This is a genomic window from Mycobacterium tuberculosis H37Rv, from assembly GCF_000195955.2.
Taxonomy (GTDB): Bacteria; Actinomycetota; Actinomycetes; order Mycobacteriales; family Mycobacteriaceae; genus Mycobacterium; species Mycobacterium tuberculosis.
In genome coordinates this window covers 2,463,659-2,481,843 of sequence record NC_000962.3, presented here as the reverse complement: position 1 = coordinate 2,481,843, position 18,185 = coordinate 2,463,659, and the positions used below count along the sequence as shown (strand labels likewise).

Below are 18,185 nucleotides of genomic sequence, written 5' to 3'. Positions count from 1 at the left end.
GCGACACACATCCAGGGCGCGGCGAGTTGGTGGCCCCGGCGGCCGTTGCCGACACCTCGGCGGGGACATCGGTGCAGTCGGCCGTCCTTGCTACGGTTTGGGCGACTGGTTGCAACAGCAAGTCCCGGTGGGCGGAGGTGCGATGCCGGCAACACAACAGATGTCCCGTCTGGTCGACAGCCCGGATGGCGTTCGCATCGCGGTCTACCACGAAGGCAATCCCGACGGCCCGACCGTCGTGCTGGTGCATGGCTTTCCGGACTCGCACGTGCTGTGGGACGGTGTCGTTCCGCTGCTGGCCGAACGGTTCCGGATCGTTCGCTACGACAACCGTGGTGTCGGTCGCTCATCGGTGCCCAAACCCATTTCGGCCTACACCATGGCCCATTTCGCCGACGATTTCGACGCCGTCATCGGCGAGCTGAGCCCCGGTGAGCCGGTGCACGTGCTGGCCCATGACTGGGGTTCGGTGGGGGTGTGGGAGTACCTGCGCCGGCCCGGAGCCAGTGATCGGGTCGCCTCGTTCACGTCGGTGTCCGGCCCCAGTCAAGACCACCTGGTCAACTACGTTTATGGCGGTCTGCGGCGGCCTTGGCGTCCGCGAACCTTTCTACGGGCGATCAGCCAGACACTGCGGTTGAGCTACATGGCCTTGTTCTCGGTACCGGTGGTCGCACCGCTGCTGCTTCGGGTTGCGCTGTCGAGTGCGGCCGTCCGCCGCAACATGGTCGGCGACATTCCCGTCGACCAGATTCATCACTCGGAGACGCTGGCCCGTGATGCCGCCCACTCGGTCAAGACTTACCCCGCAAACTACTTTCGGTCGTTTTCCAGCAGCCGCCGCGGCCGGGCCATTCCGATAGTTGATGTGCCGGTGCAGCTGATCGTCAATTCCCAGGACCCCTACGTGCGGCCCTACGGATACGACCAGACGGCGCGCTGGGTGCCGCGGCTCTGGCGGCGTGACATCAAAGCTGGTCACTTTTCGCCGATGTCGCACCCGCAGGTGATGGCGGCCGCCGTGCACGACTTCGCCGACCTGGCCGACGGCAAGCAGCCGAGCCGCGCGCTGTTACGCGCCCAGGTCGGACGGCCCCGCGGGTACTTCGGTGACACGCTGGTGTCGGTTACCGGGGCGGGCAGCGGAATCGGCCGCGAGACCGCGCTCGCCTTTGCTCGTGAGGGTGCAGAGATCGTTATCAGCGACATCGACGAGGCCACCGTCAAGGACACCGCCGCCGAGATCGCCGCACGTGGTGGCATCGCGTACCCCTATGTGCTCGACGTGTCCGACGCCGAGGCGGTCGAGGCATTCGCCGAGCGGGTCAGCGCCGAACACGGGGTCCCCGACATTGTCGTCAACAACGCCGGCATCGGCCAGGCGGGTCGGTTCCTGGACACCCCGGCTGAGCAGTTCGACCGGGTGCTGGCCGTCAACCTGGGCGGCGTGGTGAACGGTTGCCGCGCTTTTGGGCAGCGTCTGGTCGAGCGGGGGACTGGCGGGCACATCGTCAACGTGTCGTCGATGGCCGCCTATGCGCCGCTGCAGTCGCTCAGCGCGTACTGCACCTCCAAAGCGGCGACCTACATGTTCTCCGACTGTTTGCGGGCCGAACTCGATGCCGCCGGTGTCGGACTGACCACCATCTGCCCCGGTGTCATTGACACCAACATCGTCGCTACCACCGGTTTCCACGCGCCCGGAACCGACGAGGAGAAGATCGACGGCCGGCGGGGGCAGATCGACAAGATGTTTGCGCTGCGCAGCTACGGGCCGGACAAGGTAGCCGACGCGATCGTGTCCGCGGTCAAGAAGAAGAAGCCGATCAGACCGGTCGCGCCGGAAGCCTATGCGCTATACGGCATCTCCCGGGTGCTGCCGCAGGCGCTGCGCAGTACCGCGCGGCTGCGGGTGATCTAACCGCTACTCGTGAAGTGCTTTGGGTCCGGGCGGCCGCCTACCCGTTCTTCGCGATGTCCTCGAGCACCGCGAACATGGTGCGGGTGGGCACACCGGTGGCGCCCTTGGGCGTGTAACCCCAGGCGCTGCCGGTGTTGTAGGCCGGGCCGGCCACGTCGATGTGCGCCCAATCCACCGATTCGGCGACGAACTCACGCAGGAAAACCCCGGCCACCAGCATGCCTGCGAAACGCTGGCCACTCACATTGGCCAGGTCGGCCACCGTGGATTTCAAGTCATCCTTGAGGTCATCGGGCAGCGGCATCGGCCAGCCGTTCTCGCCCACCCGCTGCGAGATCGCGGCGACCCGGTCGCGGAACTCGTCGCTGCCCATCACACCCGGTATGCGCGTCCCCAGCGCCACCGTTTGCGCACCGGTCAACGTGGATGTCTCGATCAGATAGTCCGGCTTGTCCTCACATGCCCGGACGATGGCGTCGGCCAGGATCAACCGGCCCTCCGCGTCGGTGTTGAGCACCTCGACGGTGGTCCCACCGTATTGGGTCAGCACGTCGCCCGGGCGCTGCGCCGTCGCCGACGGCATGTTCTCGGCCATCGGCACCGTGGCGATCACGTCAATCGGCAGTCGCAGCCGGGCAGCCAGCGTGACAGTGGCGATCACCGCGGCCGCTCCGCCCATGTCCGAGGTCATGTGGTGCATCGACGCTGCCGGCTTGATCGAGATGCCGCCGGTATCGAAGGTGATCCCCTTGCCAACCAAGGCCACCTTCTTGGCCTTTTGGGGGTTCTTGGCCAGCCGCGATCCCCGATGAATCAACCGCACCAGTCGCGGCGGCCGCGACGAGCCCTGGCCGACACCAATCACCCCGCCATAGCCGGCCTTCTTCAGCGCCTTTTCGTCGATAACTTCCACGTCGAGGCCGACAGATTCGCTCAAAGTCTTTGCGCGCTTAGCGAACTCGGCGGGAAACAGGTGGCTTGGGGGAGTGTTGACCAAGTCCCGGGCGGTGGCCACCGCGGTCGCGACGGCCGCACCGTGCAACGCGCGCTTCTTGGCGTCCTTTGCACAGCAGAGCACGGTGATTTTGCGGAGTCCGGCGTCTTTGGGCGCGGTCTTGTCGCTGCGGAAGGCGCTGAATCGGTAGCTGCCCAGGATCAGCCCCTCGACGGTGGCCGAGCAGATGCCGTCGCCAGGTAATTCGGCTAGCGTGGTGATCACTGCCTCCGAACTGTTGAGCGCACGCGCGGCCACGCCGGCGGCGCAGCGGATGGTATCGGCCGGCCATTCGCGCCGCGGTTTGCCCAGGCCGACCGTCAGGACGCTGCCCACCGGCAACGACGGCACCGCCAGCCGGTGCACCTGGTCACTGGCGCCGGTGGCGTCCAGCGCTCGCAGGCCCGCCTCGATTTCGGCAACCGTGTCGGCGCGCAGGAAGGGCTCGGCCGAGGCAACGACCGCGCCGGGCCGATCCTCTTCGCCGGTCGAGACGACCGGCACGATCAACACCGCAGCGCCGACACCACGTTTCGGCATCGAGGTCGCGACGGCGACGGAGGGGGATAGGTAACCCGGTTCGGTGGTCACGGGCAACCACCCTAATCACTGGCGGCGGGGCTTGGCGTGTCAGCATCCCTCGCACGAGGGTTGTCGTGCAGTTCGAAGGCCATCACCGGGGCGTCAAACCCCTTGAGCGTCAATGGGCCATGGGCGAGGGCAGGCCAGTCTGGCAACATGTCGCGGAGTTGCGCTGCGGCCAGGATCTGCCCTGGCGCTGCGGCCGCCACCAGGCGCGCAGCCAGGTTGACCGGGTTGCCGAAGTAGTCACCGTTAAGGGCCAGCACCGTGCCATAGGCAAGACCGGCACGGACCTGCAGTTCGGCCGCGCGCGCACCCGGATGATCGACGAGATCCACCGCCGCCCGCACCAGTCGTTCGGGCGACGAGCTCACCCACATCACGGCGTCGCCGATGAACTTCACCAACCGGCCACCGTCGGCATGCACCACGTCGGTGACGGCGGCGTCGAATTCGGTGAGCAGGTCCTGCAACTGCGCGGGGGTGAGCGCCTGGGTCAACGCGGTGAAGCTGGACAGATCCGCAAAGCCGATACCGCACGTCACGCTTGCCGACGTGTCGCCAATGACGCCTTCAAAGTAGGTTCGTGCGCTGGCCAGGTGGTGACGGTGGACGGTGTCGATCAGCGCACCGATCCGGGGGACGAACTCCGCAGCCGCGCGATAGGCCCGTGCCGTGGCAAGTTCGTCGTGGGTGTGCGTCATTTGGATGTTCGGTGACCCGGCGCGGATCATGGTCGACTCGGCCTCGGCGAGTCGGGCCATGGCAGTGCCGAGCACTCGCAGCAGGCCGAATGCGCCGTCCTCACCCACCAGCGCCTTCAGTGCGACCCAGGTCGCCAGGGCGTCGACGTCGGCCTGGCTCAGCGTGGGAACGTCGGGACCCGCGACGGTGAGGCCGAGCAAACTCCACGCGCGTGCGACGTCGTCGGCTGACAACCCCAGTTCGTCAGCCGCGGTCGCCAGGGTGTAGATCGGGGGCCCGGACCATAGCAGGACGTCACCGGCCAGCCCGAACAACCGGCCGCGGCGTTCGGCTTGCACCATCTCTTCGACCGTGAAGCCAAGCTCATCCAGGTAGGTGAGCAAGCCGGCCCGCTCGCGTGGGTTGGCAATTCCGGCGGCCTCGAGGGCGTCGAAGTCCAAGGAATCGTACACCTGCCTAAGTGTGCCAGCAGGGACGCCCATTAGGGTGGGACGCCGTGAGCGATGTGCCAGAGCTGATACACGGACCGCTGGAAGACCGCCATCGCGAGCTGGGTGCGAGTTTCGCCGAGTTCGGCGGCTGGCTGATGCCGGTCTCGTATGCCGGAACCGTCAGCGAGCACAACGCCACCCGCACCGCCGTCGGCCTTTTCGACGTCAGCCACCTGGGCAAGGCACTGGTCCGTGGACCGGGTGCGGCGCAGTTCGTCAACTCCGCGCTCACCAACGACCTGGGTCGTATCGGGCCCGGCAAGGCGCAATACACCTTGTGCTGCACCGAATCCGGCGGTGTGATCGACGACCTGATCGCCTACTACGTCAGCGACGACGAGATCTTTCTGGTGCCCAACGCCGCCAATACCGCCGCGGTGGTCGGCGCGCTACAAGCTGCCGCACCGGGCGGTCTGAGCATCACCAATCTGCATCGGTCCTACGCGGTGCTGGCCGTACAGGGGCCGTGTTCGACCGACGTGCTCACCGCGTTGGGGCTGCCAACCGAGATGGACTACATGGGCTACGCCGACGCTTCGTACTCGGGGGTGCCGGTGCGTGTCTGTCGCACCGGCTACACCGGTGAGCACGGTTACGAACTGCTGCCGCCATGGGAGTCGGCGGGTGTGGTGTTCGACGCACTGTTGGCGGCGGTATCAGCCGCGGGCGGCGAGCCCGCCGGCCTCGGTGCTCGCGACACACTGCGCACTGAAATGGGCTATCCGCTGCACGGGCACGAGCTTTCGCTGGACATCTCGCCGCTGCAGGCCCGATGCGGCTGGGCGGTCGGCTGGCGGAAGGACGCCTTCTTTGGTCGTGCGGCGTTGTTGGCCGAGAAAGCGGCCGGGCCGCGGCGGCTGCTGCGGGGGCTGCGCATGGTCGGTCGCGGTGTGCTGCGCCCCGGGCTGGCTGTGCTTGTCGGGGATGAGACGGTTGGGGTCACCACGTCGGGAACGTTTTCTCCCACGTTGCAGGTCGGCATCGGGCTGGCGCTGATCGACAGTGATGCCGGCATCGAAGACGGCCAGCAAATCAATGTCGACGTCCGCGGCCGTGCTGTCGAATGTCAAGTGGTGTGTCCGCCGTTCGTTGCCGTGAAAACGCGCTGAGTCACCACTTGGTGGCAGCGGAGTGGCCTCCGGGCCGTCAATAACCGTTCGCCCACGGATAGAATCGGCCCATGACCAGCGGCTCCCTTCAATTCACGGTGTTACGTGCGGTCAATCCGGCCACCGACGCGCAGCGTGAATCGATGCTGCGGGAGCCGGGTTTCGGCAAATACCACACCGACCATATGGTGTCGATCGACTATGCCGAGGGCCGTGGTTGGCACAACGCGCGGGTAATCCCTTATGGCCCGATCGAGCTGGATCCCTCGGCGATCGTGCTGCACTATGCGCAGGAGGTGTTCGAAGGGCTCAAAGCCTACCGCTGGGCCGACGGGTCCATCGTGTCGTTTCGCGCCGACGCCAACGCCGCCAGGTTGCGTTCGTCGGCGCGGCGGTTGGCGATTCCCGAACTGCCCGACGCGGTGTTCATCGAATCCCTGCGCCAGCTAATCGCTGTCGACAAAGCTTGGGTGCCCGGTGCCGGCGGTGAGGAGGCGCTGTATCTGCGGCCGTTCATCTTCGCCACCGAGCCGGGACTGGGCGTGCGGCCTGCCACCCAATACCGTTACCTGTTGATCGCCTCGCCGGCCGGTGCGTACTTCAAGGGCGGCATCGCCCCTGTCAGCGTCTGGGTTTCGACGGAGTATGTACGGGCCTGTCCGGGCGGCACCGGTGCGGCCAAGTTCGGCGGCAACTACGCCGCCTCGTTGCTGGCGCAGGCCGAAGCCGCCGAGAACGGATGCGACCAGGTGGTGTGGCTGGACGCTGTGGAACGCCGCTATATCGAAGAGATGGGTGGCATGAACATCTTCTTCGTGCTCGGCAGCGGCGGATCGGCGCGGCTGGTCACCCCGGAGCTGTCCGGTTCCCTGCTGCCCGGGATCACACGGGATTCGTTGTTGCAGTTGGCTATTGATGCCGGATTCGCGGTCGAGGAACGCAGGATTGATATCGACGAGTGGCAGAAGAAAGCCGCCGCCGGCGAGATCACCGAGGTGTTTGCGTGCGGCACCGCCGCTGTCATCACCCCGGTCGCGCGGGTGCGGCACGGTGCCAGCGAGTTCAGAATCGCCGACGGTCAGCCGGGTGAGGTGACCATGGCACTACGCGATACGCTGACCGGCATCCAGCGGGGCACCTTCGCGGACACCCACGGCTGGATGGCGCGGCTGGGGTAGTGCGGCAGCGGGTTTGCCGGGCGCTGGACGGCGGGCCGCGCGGCGACAGCTTGGCCGGTTCAGGGGTGGCGCGGGCCGGCGACTGTCCCATACGTGTCGTAACTGCCCGCGGCGGACTGAGAGATGGTCGGGCGGCGTCGAACGTTCATCGCTATGGATGGGGTTAGGAGTGGCCGGGCGGTAGGCTTGCAAGGTCGCTGCTTGCGGGCTCGTGTCCGCCGTCACCCCGATTCGTGTCGGTGCGCGCAGACTCGCCACCGCGGCGATTACGGCCAGTGTCAGCACGACGACAACCGGCCAGATGGTGGCATGCTTTTGGGCAATTCCGCCGAGCGCAACTCCCAGCACGGTGGCTTCGACGGCGGCCAAGGTCGACCCAACGCAGATCAGGGTGGCGCGGTACCGCTCGGGCGCGAGGACGCTGATCCACGATATCGATGCGGCGACCACCGTTTGAGCGGCCACCGTAGCCAGCAGGAACGCCGTGCCGTACGCCCAGGCGTGAACCCACTGCCCACACGACTCGGCCACCATGCACAGCAGCGCAGCAGCGGCGTTGAGCAGTGCGCTGCCCAGCAGCAGGCCACGCACCCCGAACAGGCGGTTTATCTGTCGCCACAGCATCGAACCGACGACCAATCCAATGCTGGAAAGGATCACCAGCACGTGCAGACTGCCGTTGGACTGGGCGGCGCGCAGGCTGAAGAACGTGGTGCCCAGGCTGATCGGAACGAACAGCAGGTAAGTCGTCATATACCGGCGAAACCACGGCTGGGAGCGGGCGATCGCGAAGCCCATCCAATAGATTTCCCGCAGTGGCATTCGGGTGGCGGTTGTGACGGACACAGACCGCATCGGGCCGACGAACAGCGCCGCGATGCCGGAGCAAACCAGACCTGCGGCGCCCAGCCACAGCAGATCGTGATAGCGCGCCATCTCGTTGCCATGGGCCAGCATCGGCACAATCACCAATGTGACGCCGGTGGCCAGCACCGACCCCGCGGCACCTTGGGTGAGCAGTAGCTCGCCCCGCCGTACCGCGGGCAACATGCTGGAGATCATGTCGGTGTAGGCGACGCTGGAGACTCCGGTGACGACACCACCGGCCCCCGTGGTCGCCAAAAAAACCGCGGCGACGCCAACGCCAGTCCAGGGGACCGCAGCGTTGCACACAACCAGCGCCGCCGCCGTCGCCGATATCGCCGCCATCAGCAGGTGCCGGAGCTGGCCGGCGCGCTGCAGAATCAGCGGCGACAGCGAATTTCCCAGAATGGCGCCAATGCAGAACGCCGGATACAACAGCCCAGCCGCCCAGGTGAGGCCCTGATGTGCGCAGATGACCGGCAGTACCACCGCACCGCTGCCCAACTGCAGCCCGGCCGTGTAGAAGCCCCCCTGGGCAACCAGCCGCCCGAACAGGTTCCGTGGCGCAGACACTTGTCTGACCAGTCGTGATGCGGGCATGATTAACGACGCTATATATGCCGCGCGGCCAAAACGATCCGCCAATCGGACACCGTCGGTTGAATTTCATGTCCCCTAATCTGGGGACACGGAGGGGAGCCCTGTGTTGGAAGGGACGGCGGACATGAGTCTACTGCAGCGTCCCGCTCGCCGCCTGCTAAAGCCGGGCCAAGCCCGCAAGCGTCACGGCGCTGACCGTCGTGCTCAGCTCGATCGCGCTGCCCAGCACGTCACCGGTGACACCGCCGAACCGGTGCACGCAATGCGCCGCCAGGGCCGCGCCGGCCGTCACCGCTACCAGAACCGCTATCGGTCCTTGCCAAGGCCGGGGACCGGCCGGCACCGAAACGGCGAGCAGGACGGCGAGCCAGGCCGCCACCACCGGCGCGGGTTGCGTACCGGCGACCCGCGAGCCCAGGGTGCTGCCGTGGGCTGCCGGCACCAACCGGCGACAGACCAGTACGGCGGTGACCCGGCCGGATAAGACCGCCAGCGTGATCCCAGCGATCCCGACCGTGGTGAGGGTCGCGAAGGCCAGGCCCTGCAAGGCGATGACCAAGACCACGGCCGCCACCCCGAACGGTCCGGTCGACCCGTCGCGCATCACCGCAAGCGCACGCTGCGGCGGCCCATAGCAGCCCAGTCCGTCAGCGGTATCGGCAACGCCATCGATGTGCAGGCCTCGAGTGACGACCAGCAGTACCGCCACCGTGAGCATGCCGGACAGCGGGCTGGACGGGCCGAACACTTGCGCGCCAGCCCATGCGATCGCCGCCGCCAGTGCACCCAGCGCCGCGCCCACCACCGGCAGCGCGGTCATCGGGCCACGGCCCATCGGGGTGGTCGCTGAGCCCGGTGTGGGTATCACCGTTGCGAATGCGAAAGCTGTTGCCAGCGAACGCATCACGGTGAGACTGCCGGGGGTGCGGTCCGGTCGACACCGTCGACGGACCGGGTGGACACGCCGGCCTCGGTGAAGGTCGCCATCGACGACAGCGCCGCGACCGCGGCGCGCAACACCATCAACGCCACCGCGGCGCCGGTTCCCTCGCCCAGCCGCATGTGAAGGTCCACGATCGGGTCCAGCCCGAGGGCTGCCAGCGCCAGCCCGTGGCCCGGTTCGCTGGATCGATGACCCGCCTGCCACCACCGGTGAGCGCCGGGCGCAAGACGCTCAGCGACCAGGGCGGCGGCTGTCACCGCCACCCCGTCAAGCAGCAGCGGGGTGCGTCGGACCGCGGCCTGCGCGCAGAAGCCAGCTATCGCGGCCAAGTCAGCGCCGCCGGCGCAGCGCAGCAACCCGACCGGGTCGGGCAACACTGGGCGCACCCGAAACAGGGCGTCGCGCACCGCGGCCGTCTTACGCGCCCAACCGGCGTCGTCGATACCGGTCCCGAACCCGACCACCGCGACCGGCTCGGCATCGGTCAGCGCCGCCACAAGAACCGCGGCCGCGGTAGTGTTTCCGATTCCCATATCGCCGGCTATGAGCAAGTCGGCGCCGGCATCAACCTCTTCGTCGGCGATCTGCTGGCCGGCTGTGATCGCGGCGGCGGTCTCGTCGTTGGTCAACGCGTCCTCGGTGGCGATATTGCCGCTGCCGCGGCGCACCTTGTGCGCGCCGATGCGCTCAGACAGCGGGTCCGCGTCCACGGCCAGGTCCGCGACCCGCACGGTCGCGCCCGCGACATCGGCCAGCGCGTTGATCGCCGCCCCGCCAGCGTCGATGTTGGCGACCATCTGGGCGGTGACTTCCGGCGGGTACGCCGACACCCCGGACCGGGCCACACCATGGTCACCGGCGAACACCACCACCCGGGCGCGCTCGAATTGCCGCGGCGGACAGCGCTGCTGGCACGACGCGACCCAGACAGACAGGTCCTCGAGACTGCCCAGCGCTCCCCGCGGCTTGGTCAAGCTGTCTTGTCGGGCGCGGGCGGCTGCTTCGGCAGCCGCATCGGGCGTCGACACCGGCGCGAAGCCGATCATCCTTTCGCCGGCTTGATCGGTTCGGTCCGCCCGCTGAGCACTAGGGTGTACACCGGGTGAGATGACTTCCGGCGTCCGTTAGCCAACATCGCCGCCGCGCTCGACTTGGGGTCGGGGCGCCCGCAACCGGCGTATCTGGGAAGCTCGGCCGGCGGCGTAAAGACCCAGCCTCCACCGGCTTTCGGTGTTAGACGGGAACTTCGTGTCAACCAGCCGGCCAACTTTGCGACCCAAGATGATCGCGTCGATCGTCATCAAGGCCAGCAGTATCAACATCGCCGGAGACAAGTAAAACTGCACCTGCGGCACGGCAAACATGACGAACAGCAGGGTCAACGCCGAGGGCATGAACAGCCCGAGCAGGTTGCGCCGGGAGTCCACCACATCGCGCACGTAGCGGCGTACCGGGCCCCGGTCGCGCGGGAGCAGGTAGGCCTCTTCGCCGGCCATCATGCGTTCCCGGCGTTCCGTCATCCGGGCCCGGTTTGCGGCCTTTTCGGCTCTCCGTTCCTCGCGGCTAAGTTTGGGGCCGGCAAGCGACTTGCGCCGGGCCCGTGCCTGGGCCGCAGTCATTGGTGCCGGTGCGACCGGGCCCTTCTTGGTGTGGCGACGGGATTGGTTGCGCTTGGGCGTGGGCCGGCCCTTGGGGCCGGTGGTTTGCGACCCGCGCGATGTGTCCGACCCGGACGTGCGTCCGGAATCAGGCCGGCAACCATCTTTCGACCCGGCATCGGGTGATGCGTCGGCCCTTTGGTGTCCATGGCTCTTCCGGTGGCCCAGCAGCTTCACAGTCGCCAGGCTACTTCGCGGCGGGGCCCGTTTGGAATTTGCGTGCGTTTAGGTACGCGTGTGGGTGCGCAGACCTACTCTGGCCAGTGATGAAAGGCTCGCAGGCCTCGGATGACGCGACCGGTAGCTTGGGGCCCGGCCGACTCCAGCTGCCCGCCATGCGGGTGTTGGTGGCACCGGACTGCTACGGCGACAGCCTGTCTGCGGTGGAGGCCGCCGCGGCCATTGCGACCGGCTGGACGCGGTCGCGACCAGGCGATTCGTTCATCGTCGCCCCCCAATCCGATGGCGGTCCGGGTTTTGTTGAGGTGCTGGGCAGCCGGCTAGGAGAGACCCGCCGGCTGCGTGTTTGCGGGCCACTGAACACCGTCGTGAACGCGGCGTGGGTGTTCGATCCGGGCTCGGCAACCGCGTATTTGGAGTGTGCGCAGGCTTGTGGTCTGGGGTTGCTTGGCGGCCCGCCCACGCCCGAGACCGCGCTGGCGGCCCACAGCAAGGGCGTCGGCCAGCTCATCGCCGCGGCACTGCGGGCCGGGGCGGCTCGGATCGTGGTGGGGTTGGGGGGCAGCGCATGTACCGACGGGGGGAAGGGGATGATTGCCGAGCTTGGCGGCCTGGACGCGGCCCGCCGACAGTTGGCCGACGTCGAGGTGATCGCCGCCTCGGATGTCGAATACCCATTGCTGGGACCATGGGGCACGGCCAGGGTGTTCGCGCCGCAGAAGGGCGCGGACATGGCCACCGTCGCAGTGTTGGAAGGCCGTCTGGCGGCATGGGCGATTGAACTGGACGCGGCCGCCGGGCGCGGGGTGAGCGCCGAGCCGGGCGCGGGCGCCGCCGGTGGTATCGGGGCTGGGCTGCTCGCGGTTGGCGGCCGGTACCAGTCGGGTGCGGCAATCATCGCAGAGCACACGCATTTTGCCGACGACCTTGCCGATGCGGAGCTGATCGTCACCGGTGAGGGCCGATTCGACGAGCAATCCCTGCACGGGAAGGTGGTTGGTGCGATCGCGGCTGCGGCCCGCCCGCTCGCAATTCCGGTGATAGTGTTGGCCGGCCAGGTGTCGCTGGACAAGTCCGCGTTGCGGTCGGCGGGCATTATGGCCGCATTGTCCATCGCTGAGTACGCCGGTTCGGTGCGGTTGGCGCTGGCCGATGCGGCCAATCAGCTCATGGGCTTGGCGTCTCAGGTAGCGGCGCGACTCGGGAATAGCGGTCCTTCAGGGTACCGTTGAGGAAGTGGGATTTTCCCCAAGCAGACCCCAGACTGGATTCCGCAGGCTGAAACGCTAGTGGGCGGGGCCCACCCAACGATGAGACATCTAGGAGAAGTCATGACGGTGCAGAACGAGCCGAGCGCCAAGACCCACGGCGTGATCCTGACCGAAGCGGCCGCCGCCAAGGCGAAGTCGCTGTTGGACCAGGAGGGACGGGACGATCTGGCGCTGCGGATCGCGGTTCAGCCGGGGGGGTGCGCTGGATTGCGCTATAACCTTTTCTTCGACGACCGGACGCTGGATGGTGACCAAACCGCGGAGTTCGGTGGTGTCAGGTTGATCGTGGACCGGATGAGCGCGCCGTATGTGGAAGGCGCGTCGATCGATTTCGTCGACACTATTGAGAAGCAAGGCTTCACCATCGACAATCCCAACGCCACCGGCTCCTGCGCGTGCGGGGATTCGTTCAACTGATAAAACGCTAGTACGACCCCGCGGTGCGCAACACGTACGAGCACACCAAGACCTGACCGCGCTGGAAAAGCAACTGAGCGATGCCTTGCACCTGACCGCGTGGCGGGCCGCCGGCGGCAGGTGTCACCTGCATGGTGAACAGCACCTGGGCCTGATATTGCGACCAGTACACGATTTTGTCGATCGAGGTCACTTCGACCTGGGAGAACTGCTTGCGGAACGCGTCGCTGCTCAGCTTGGCCAAGGCCTGATCGGAGCGCTTGTCGCGCACGCCGTCGTGGATACCGCACAGCGCATTGCGAACGATGGTGTCCACATCGCGGTTCTCCAGCGCGTTGAGGTATCCCTGAATCGCGGTTTTGGCCGGTCCCTCCGAGAATGTGCCTGCCGTGTTGGCTCCGTTGGTGCGGACCCCGTATATGATCGCCGCCGTCATAGCCGACACCAGCGCGAGGGCTACCACAATGCCGATCAGCAGCCGCTTGTGCCGTCGCTTCGGGTAGGACACCTGCGGCGGCACGCCGGGATATGCGGCGGGCGGCAGCGCCGCGTCGTCTGCCGGTCCCGGGGCGAAGGCCGGTTCGGCGGCGCCGAGGTCGTGGGGGTAGTCCAGGGCTTGGGGTTCGTGGGATGAGGGCTCGGGGTACGGCGCCGGTCCGTTGGTGCCGACACCGGGGTTCGGCGAGTGGGGACCGGGCATTGTGGTTCTCCTAGGGTGGTGGACGGGACCAGCTGCTAGGGCGACAACCGCCCGTCGCGTCAGCCGGCAGCATCGGCAATCAGGTGAGCTCCCTAGGCAGGCTAGCGCAACAGCTGCCGTCAGCTCTCAACGCGACGGGGCGGGCCGCGGCGCCGATAATGTTGAAAGACTAGGCAACCTTAGGAACGAAGGACGGAGATTTTGTGACGATCGCGGTAACCGGTTCGATTGCGACCGACCATTTGATGCGGTTTCCAGGCCGATTTTCCGAGCAGCTACTGCCCGAACACCTGCACAAGGTGTCGCTTAGCTTCCTAGTCGATGACTTGGTGATGCACCGCGGCGGCGTGGCCGGAAACATGGCCTTCGCCATCGGTGTGCTAGGTGGCGAGGTCGCGCTAGTTGGGGCGGCAGGCGCCGACTTCGCCGATTATCGCGACTGGCTGAAAGCCCGCGGTGTCAACTGCGACCACGTTCTGATCTCCGAGACCGCGCACACGGCGCGGTTTACCTGTACCACCGATGTCGACATGGCCCAGATCGCATCGTTCTACCCCGGGGCTATGTCGGAGGCACGTAACATCAAGCTTGCCGACGTGGTGTCGGCCATCGGCAAGCCGGAGTTGGTGATCATCGGCGCCAACGACCCCGAGGCGATGTTCTTGCACACCGAGGAGTGTCGCAAGCTGGGGCTGGCCTTCGCCGCCGATCCGTCTCAGCAGCTGGCGAGGCTGTCGGGTGAGGAAATTCGCAGGCTCGTCAACGGTGCTGCTTACTTGTTCACCAACGACTACGAATGGGATCTGCTGCTGTCCAAGACCGGCTGGTCAGAGGCCGATGTGATGGCGCAGATCGACCTGCGGGTGACCACATTGGGTCCTAAGGGTGTCGATTTGGTAGAACCTGACGGCACCACCATCCACGTCGGCGTGGTCCCCGAAACCAGCCAGACCGACCCCACCGGCGTCGGCGACGCGTTCCGCGCCGGTTTCCTGACTGGCCGCAGTGCCGGACTAGGCCTGGAGCGTTCGGCGCAGCTGGGCTCGCTGGTTGCCGTGCTGGTGCTGGAGTCGACCGGAACTCAGGAGTGGCAGTGGGACTACGAGGCCGCGGCCAGCAGGCTGGCTGGTGCTTACGGCGAGCACGCGGCCGCCGAGATCGTCGCCGTGCTGGCCTAGCCGCGGCTTGGCCTAGCCGCGGCACCGCCGAGCAGACGCGGAATCGCACCGTGTGGGCCCCGCCGATGCGATTCCGCGTCTGCTCGCGAAGGGGCGGTTACAACTGGACGGGGTACTGCGGCTCGCTGATCTGGGGCACCACGCTGTGCTCGACGAAGATCGCGTGCCACAGCATAAAGATCAGCATGGTCCACAGCCGGCGGCTGTGGTCGCTGCTGCCGCACCGGTGCTCGTCGAGCATGCGATACACGGCGGCGATGTCAACCAAGTGACCGGCCTGCGACGAGCCCACCGTCGCATACGCCCACTCCAGCAGCTCGCCGGCACGCAGCCAATGCCGGATCGGGACCGGGAACCCGAGCTTGGGCCGGTGCAGCACGTGTGCGGGCACAATAGGCTCCAGCGCGCGCCGCAGCGCGTACTTGGTGGTGGTACGGGTGATCTTGGCGCCCGCCGGCAACCGGGAGGCCACCGCGAAAACCTCCGGGTCCAGGAACGGCACCCGCAGCTCCAGGGAGTTGGCCATCGTTATCTTGTCGGCCTTGACCAGAATGTCGCCGCGCAGCCAGGTGAACAGGTCGATGTGCTGCATTCGCGCCACCGGATCCCAGCCGGCCGATTCGGCGTAGACCGGCGCCGTGACATCTGTGTGGGTCCAGTCCGGCCGGAACCCGGGCAGTACTTCGCGCAGCTGCGCGCCGGAGAAACTGCGGGCATTGCCGTAGTAGCGCTCTTCGAGTGTCAGCGATCCGCGGTGCAGCAGACTCTTGCCGCGCATGCCCTCCGGCAGTGGCTTGGAAACTTTTCCCATCGACCGGCGCAGTGGCTTGGGCAGGTAGTCAAACGGCCTCAACGACAGCGGTTCTCGATAGATTGTGTAGCCGCCGAACAGTTCGTCGGCGCCTTCGCCCGACAACACCACTTTGACGTGCTTTCGGGCCTCGCGGGCGACGAAGAACAACGGTACCAGCGCTGGGTCAGCGACCGGCTCGTCGAGGTACCAGACGATCTCGGGCAGGGCGGCGACGAACTCGTCGGCGCTGACCACCTTGGCGATGTGACGGGCACCGATGGCCTCTGCCGAAGCCACCGCGACGTCGATCTCGGAGAAGCCCTCGCGCTCGAAACCGGTGGTGAAGGTGATCAGCCGCGGATTGTGCCGGATGGCCAGCGCCGCGATGGCCGTGGAGTCGATACCCCCGGACAGAAACGCGCCGACGGTGACATCGGCGCGCATATGCTTGGCCACCGAGTCCTCAAGCACTGCCGTGATCTCGTCATAGCGGGCCTGGTCGTTGTCGTTGGTGATCGGACTGGCCGCAAATCGCGGCACGAAATAACGGGTGATCACCGGCGCGAGCTGGTCGGCACGGATCCGGGCGAAGCAGCCTGATTCCAGCCGACGTACCCCACGGTGCAGTGTCTCGGGTTCCGGCACGTACTGCAGGACGGTGTAGTGCTGCAACGCCCGATGGTCGATCTCGGTGTCGAACCCCACCAACTCGACGAGGTCCAGCAGGCATTTCTTCTCACTGGCCACCGCCGTGCCGCCGGCTCCGGTGGCGATAAACAACGGCTTGATGCCGAACGGATCTCGCGCGCAGAACAATTCGCGGGTGACGGTGTCCCACAGCGCGAATGCGAACATGCCGCGCAACCGCTGCAGCACCTCGGTGCCCCAGTGGTGATAGCCGGCGAGGATCGCCTCACCGTCGCCGTCGGTGGCGAACACAGCGCCGTGCTGGGTGCGCAGCTCGTCACGCAGCTCCAAGTAGTTGTAGATCTCGCCGTTGAACACCAGCACGTAGCGGTCCGGAGCCTCCGGCGGCCCCCACCGCAGCGGCTGATGCGAGTGCGCGATGTCGATGATGGACAGTCGGTTGAACCCGAACACGACGCCTCCGGAGGCGCCATCGACGGCGTGCCAGGTGCCCGATTCATCGGGCCCGCGGTGGCGCATCAAATGCGATGCGCGGGCGATGGCGCTGGCAGCGTCGGCACCTTCGGGCCCCGCAGCACCGGCCGGGGCCGCGACGAAGGCCAGCAGTCCACACACGGCGCCCCAGTATGCCCCACTTGGCGACTCTTGTGGATGCCTCGTCCGGCGGGTCGCGACGACCAGGCAGTCGCCCGCGGGGCTGATGGCGCGGCTCCTCAGCGGGCCGTTTCGGCCCGCATCGTCGCCCGCGCGGGCGGCGTGGTCTACGCTGCGTAGTATTCGATGTCTGAGTTAGCCGATGGTTCTCGCCGCAGCCGGTGCTATCCCAGTCGGCCCAGCTTGTGATACAGGAGGCGCCAACAGTGACACCTCGCGGGCCAGGTCGTTTGCAACGCTTGTCGCAGTGCAGGCCTCAGCGCGGCTCCGGAGGGCCTGCCCGTGGTCTTCGACAGCTGGCGCTCGCAGCAATGCTGGGGGCATTGGCCGTCACCGTCAGTGGATGCAGCTGGTCGGAAGCCCTGGGCATCGGTTGGCCGGAGGGCATTACCCCGGAGGCACACCTCAATCGAGAACTGTGGATCGGGGCGGTGATCGCCTCCCTGGCGGTTGGGGTAATCGTGTGGGGTCTCATCTTCTGGTCCGCGGTATTTCACCGGAAGAAGAACACCGACACTGAGTTGCCCCGCCAGTTCGGCTACAACATGCCGCTAGAGCTGGTTCTCACCGTCATACCGTTCCTCATCATCTCGGTGCTGTTTTATTTCACCGTCGTGGTGCAGGAGAAGATGCTGCAGATAGCCAAGGATCCCGAGGTCGTGATTGATATCACGTCTTTCCAGTGGAATTGGAAGTTTGGCTATCAAAGGGTGAACTTCAAAGACGGCACACTGACCTATGATGGTGCCGATCCGGAGCGCAAGCGCGCCATGGTTTCCAAGCCAGAGGGCAAGGACAAGTACGGCGAAGAGCTGGTCGGGCCGGTGCGCGGGCTCAACACCGAGGACCGGACCTACCTGAATTTCGACAAGGTCGAGACGTTGGGCACCAGCACCGAAATTCCGGTGCTGGTGCTGCCGTCCGGCAAGCGTATCGAATTCCAAATGGCCTCAGCCGATGTGATACACGCATTCTGGGTGCCGGAGTTCTTGTTCAAGCGTGACGTGATGCCTAACCCGGTGGCAAACAACTCGGTCAACGTCTTCCAGATCGAAGAAATCACCAAGACCGGAGCATTCGTGGGCCACTGCGCCGAGATGTGTGGCACGTATCACTCGATGATGAACTTCGAGGTCCGCGTCGTGACCCCCAACGATTTCAAGGCCTACCTGCAGCAACGCATCGACGGGAAGACAAACGCCGAGGCCCTGCGGGCGATCAACCAGCCGCCCCTTGCGGTGACCACCCACCCGTTTGATACTCGCCGCGGTGAATTGGCCCCGCAGCCCGTAGGTTAGG

Annotated in this window: 15 protein-coding genes; 7 read left to right on the top strand and 8 right to left on the bottom strand. The window is 66.5% G+C overall.

Going from position 1 to position 18,185, the window contains the following annotated elements; translation table 11 throughout:
- Nucleotides 1-142: 142 nt before the first annotated feature.
- A complete protein-coding gene (gene ephD / locus Rv2214c; RefSeq protein ID NP_216730.1) occupies nucleotides 143-1,921 on the top strand; it encodes an oxidoreductase EphD in 1,779 nt (592 codons plus the stop codon).
- Between the two features lie 37 nt (nucleotides 1,922-1,958).
- Here the strand turns inward: ephD and pepB are convergent, their stop codons facing one another.
- On the bottom strand, nucleotides 1,959-3,506 hold the full coding sequence (gene pepB, locus Rv2213; protein ID NP_216729.1) for a cytosol aminopeptidase: 1,548 nt from the start codon (nucleotides 3,504-3,506) through the stop codon (nucleotides 1,959-1,961).
- 11 nt (nucleotides 3,507-3,517) lie between these two features.
- On the bottom strand, nucleotides 3,518-4,654 hold the full coding sequence (locus tag Rv2212; protein NP_216728.1) for an adenylyl cyclase: 1,137 nt from the start codon (nucleotides 4,652-4,654) through the stop codon (nucleotides 3,518-3,520).
- 8 nt (nucleotides 4,655-4,662) lie between these two features.
- On the opposite strand from Rv2212, the gene gcvT reads away from it, so the two are divergent.
- Together gcvT and ilvE are read left to right on the top strand one after the other, a co-directional pair.
- Nucleotides 4,663-5,802 carry an aminomethyltransferase gene (gcvT, locus tag Rv2211c; RefSeq protein NP_216727.1) on the top strand — a complete coding sequence of 380 codons (1,140 nt, stop codon included), beginning with the start codon at nucleotides 4,663-4,665 and terminating at the stop codon, nucleotides 5,800-5,802.
- 71 nt (nucleotides 5,803-5,873) lie between these two features.
- A complete protein-coding gene (gene ilvE, locus Rv2210c) occupies nucleotides 5,874-6,980 on the top strand; it encodes a branched-chain amino acid aminotransferase (protein NP_216726.1) in 1,107 nt (368 codons plus the stop codon).
- On the opposite strand, the gene Rv2209 is transcribed toward ilvE, so the two are convergent.
- The 4 genes from Rv2209 to Rv2206 all read right to left on the bottom strand — a co-directional run bounded on the left by Rv2209 (nucleotide 6,906) and on the right by Rv2206 (nucleotide 11,222).
- A complete protein-coding gene (locus Rv2209; RefSeq protein ID NP_216725.1) occupies nucleotides 6,906-8,444 on the bottom strand; it encodes an integral membrane protein in 1,539 nt (512 codons plus the stop codon). The genes ilvE and Rv2209 overlap by 75 nt on opposite strands.
- A 157-nt stretch (nucleotides 8,445-8,601) precedes the next feature.
- Complete coding sequence (gene cobS, locus Rv2208; RefSeq protein ID NP_216724.1) at nucleotides 8,602-9,351, bottom strand: adenosylcobinamide-GDP ribazoletransferase; 750 nt, start codon at nucleotides 9,349-9,351, stop codon at nucleotides 8,602-8,604.
- Complete coding sequence (gene cobT, locus Rv2207) at nucleotides 9,348-10,433, bottom strand: nicotinate-nucleotide-dimethylbenzimidazol phosphoribosyltransferase (RefSeq protein ID NP_216723.1); 1,086 nt, start codon at nucleotides 10,431-10,433, stop codon at nucleotides 9,348-9,350. The genes cobS and cobT overlap by 4 nt, the downstream gene beginning before the upstream one ends.
- Before the next feature lie 78 nt (nucleotides 10,434-10,511).
- Complete coding sequence (locus Rv2206; protein NP_216722.2) at nucleotides 10,512-11,222, bottom strand: transmembrane protein; 711 nt, start codon at nucleotides 11,220-11,222, stop codon at nucleotides 10,512-10,514.
- 158 nt (nucleotides 11,223-11,380) lie between these two features.
- On the opposite strand from Rv2206, the gene Rv2205c reads away from it, so the two are divergent.
- Together Rv2205c and Rv2204c are read left to right on the top strand one after the other, a co-directional pair.
- Nucleotides 11,381-12,457 carry a hypothetical protein gene (locus tag Rv2205c; protein NP_216721.2) on the top strand — a complete coding sequence of 359 codons (1,077 nt, stop codon included), beginning with the start codon at nucleotides 11,381-11,383 and terminating at the stop codon, nucleotides 12,455-12,457.
- Nucleotides 12,458-12,556: 99 nt separating this feature from the next.
- Nucleotides 12,557-12,913: a hypothetical protein gene (locus tag Rv2204c; protein ID NP_216720.1), complete on the top strand. Its 357-nt coding sequence runs from the start codon at nucleotides 12,557-12,559 to the stop codon at nucleotides 12,911-12,913.
- Between the two features lie 7 nt (nucleotides 12,914-12,920).
- Here Rv2204c and Rv2203 read toward each other — a convergent pair whose 3' ends face one another.
- On the bottom strand, nucleotides 12,921-13,613 hold the full coding sequence (locus Rv2203) for a membrane protein (RefSeq protein ID NP_216719.1): 693 nt from the start codon (nucleotides 13,611-13,613) through the stop codon (nucleotides 12,921-12,923).
- A 203-nt stretch (nucleotides 13,614-13,816) separates the two neighbouring features.
- On the opposite strand from Rv2203, the gene adoK reads away from it, so the two are divergent.
- Nucleotides 13,817-14,791, top strand: a complete 975-nt coding sequence (adoK, locus tag Rv2202c) for an adenosine kinase (RefSeq protein ID NP_216718.1) — start codon at nucleotides 13,817-13,819, stop codon at nucleotides 14,789-14,791.
- A gap of 97 nt (nucleotides 14,792-14,888) precedes the next feature.
- Here the strand turns inward: adoK and asnB are convergent, their stop codons facing one another.
- On the bottom strand, nucleotides 14,889-16,847 hold the full coding sequence (gene asnB / locus Rv2201; protein ID NP_216717.1) for an asparagine synthetase: 1,959 nt from the start codon (nucleotides 16,845-16,847) through the stop codon (nucleotides 14,889-14,891).
- A 245-nt stretch (nucleotides 16,848-17,092) separates the two neighbouring features.
- On the opposite strand from asnB, the gene ctaC reads away from it, so the two are divergent.
- On the top strand, nucleotides 17,093-18,184 hold the full coding sequence (gene ctaC / locus Rv2200c; RefSeq protein ID NP_216716.1) for a cytochrome C oxidase subunit II: 1,092 nt from the start codon (nucleotides 17,093-17,095) through the stop codon (nucleotides 18,182-18,184).
- The last annotated feature ends 1 nt before the right edge of the window (nucleotide 18,185 follow it).

Coding starts and splice junctions, on each gene's coding strand:
- ilvE (NP_216726.1), top strand. CDS start 5,874: ATGACCAGCGGCTCCCTTCAATTCACGGTGTTACGTGCGGTCAATCCG.
- Rv2203 (NP_216719.1), bottom strand. CDS start 13,613: ATGCCCGGTCCCCACTCGCCGAACCCCGGTGTCGGCACCAACGGACCG.
- cobT (NP_216723.1), bottom strand. CDS start 10,433: ATGATCGGCTTCGCGCCGGTGTCGACGCCCGATGCGGCTGCCGAAGCA.
- Rv2209 (NP_216725.1), bottom strand. CDS start 8,444: ATGCCCGCATCACGACTGGTCAGACAAGTGTCTGCGCCACGGAACCTG.
- Rv2204c (NP_216720.1), top strand. CDS start 12,557: ATGACGGTGCAGAACGAGCCGAGCGCCAAGACCCACGGCGTGATCCTG.
- ephD (NP_216730.1), top strand. CDS start 143: ATGCCGGCAACACAACAGATGTCCCGTCTGGTCGACAGCCCGGATGGC.
- Rv2205c (NP_216721.2), top strand. CDS start 11,381: ATGCGGGTGTTGGTGGCACCGGACTGCTACGGCGACAGCCTGTCTGCG.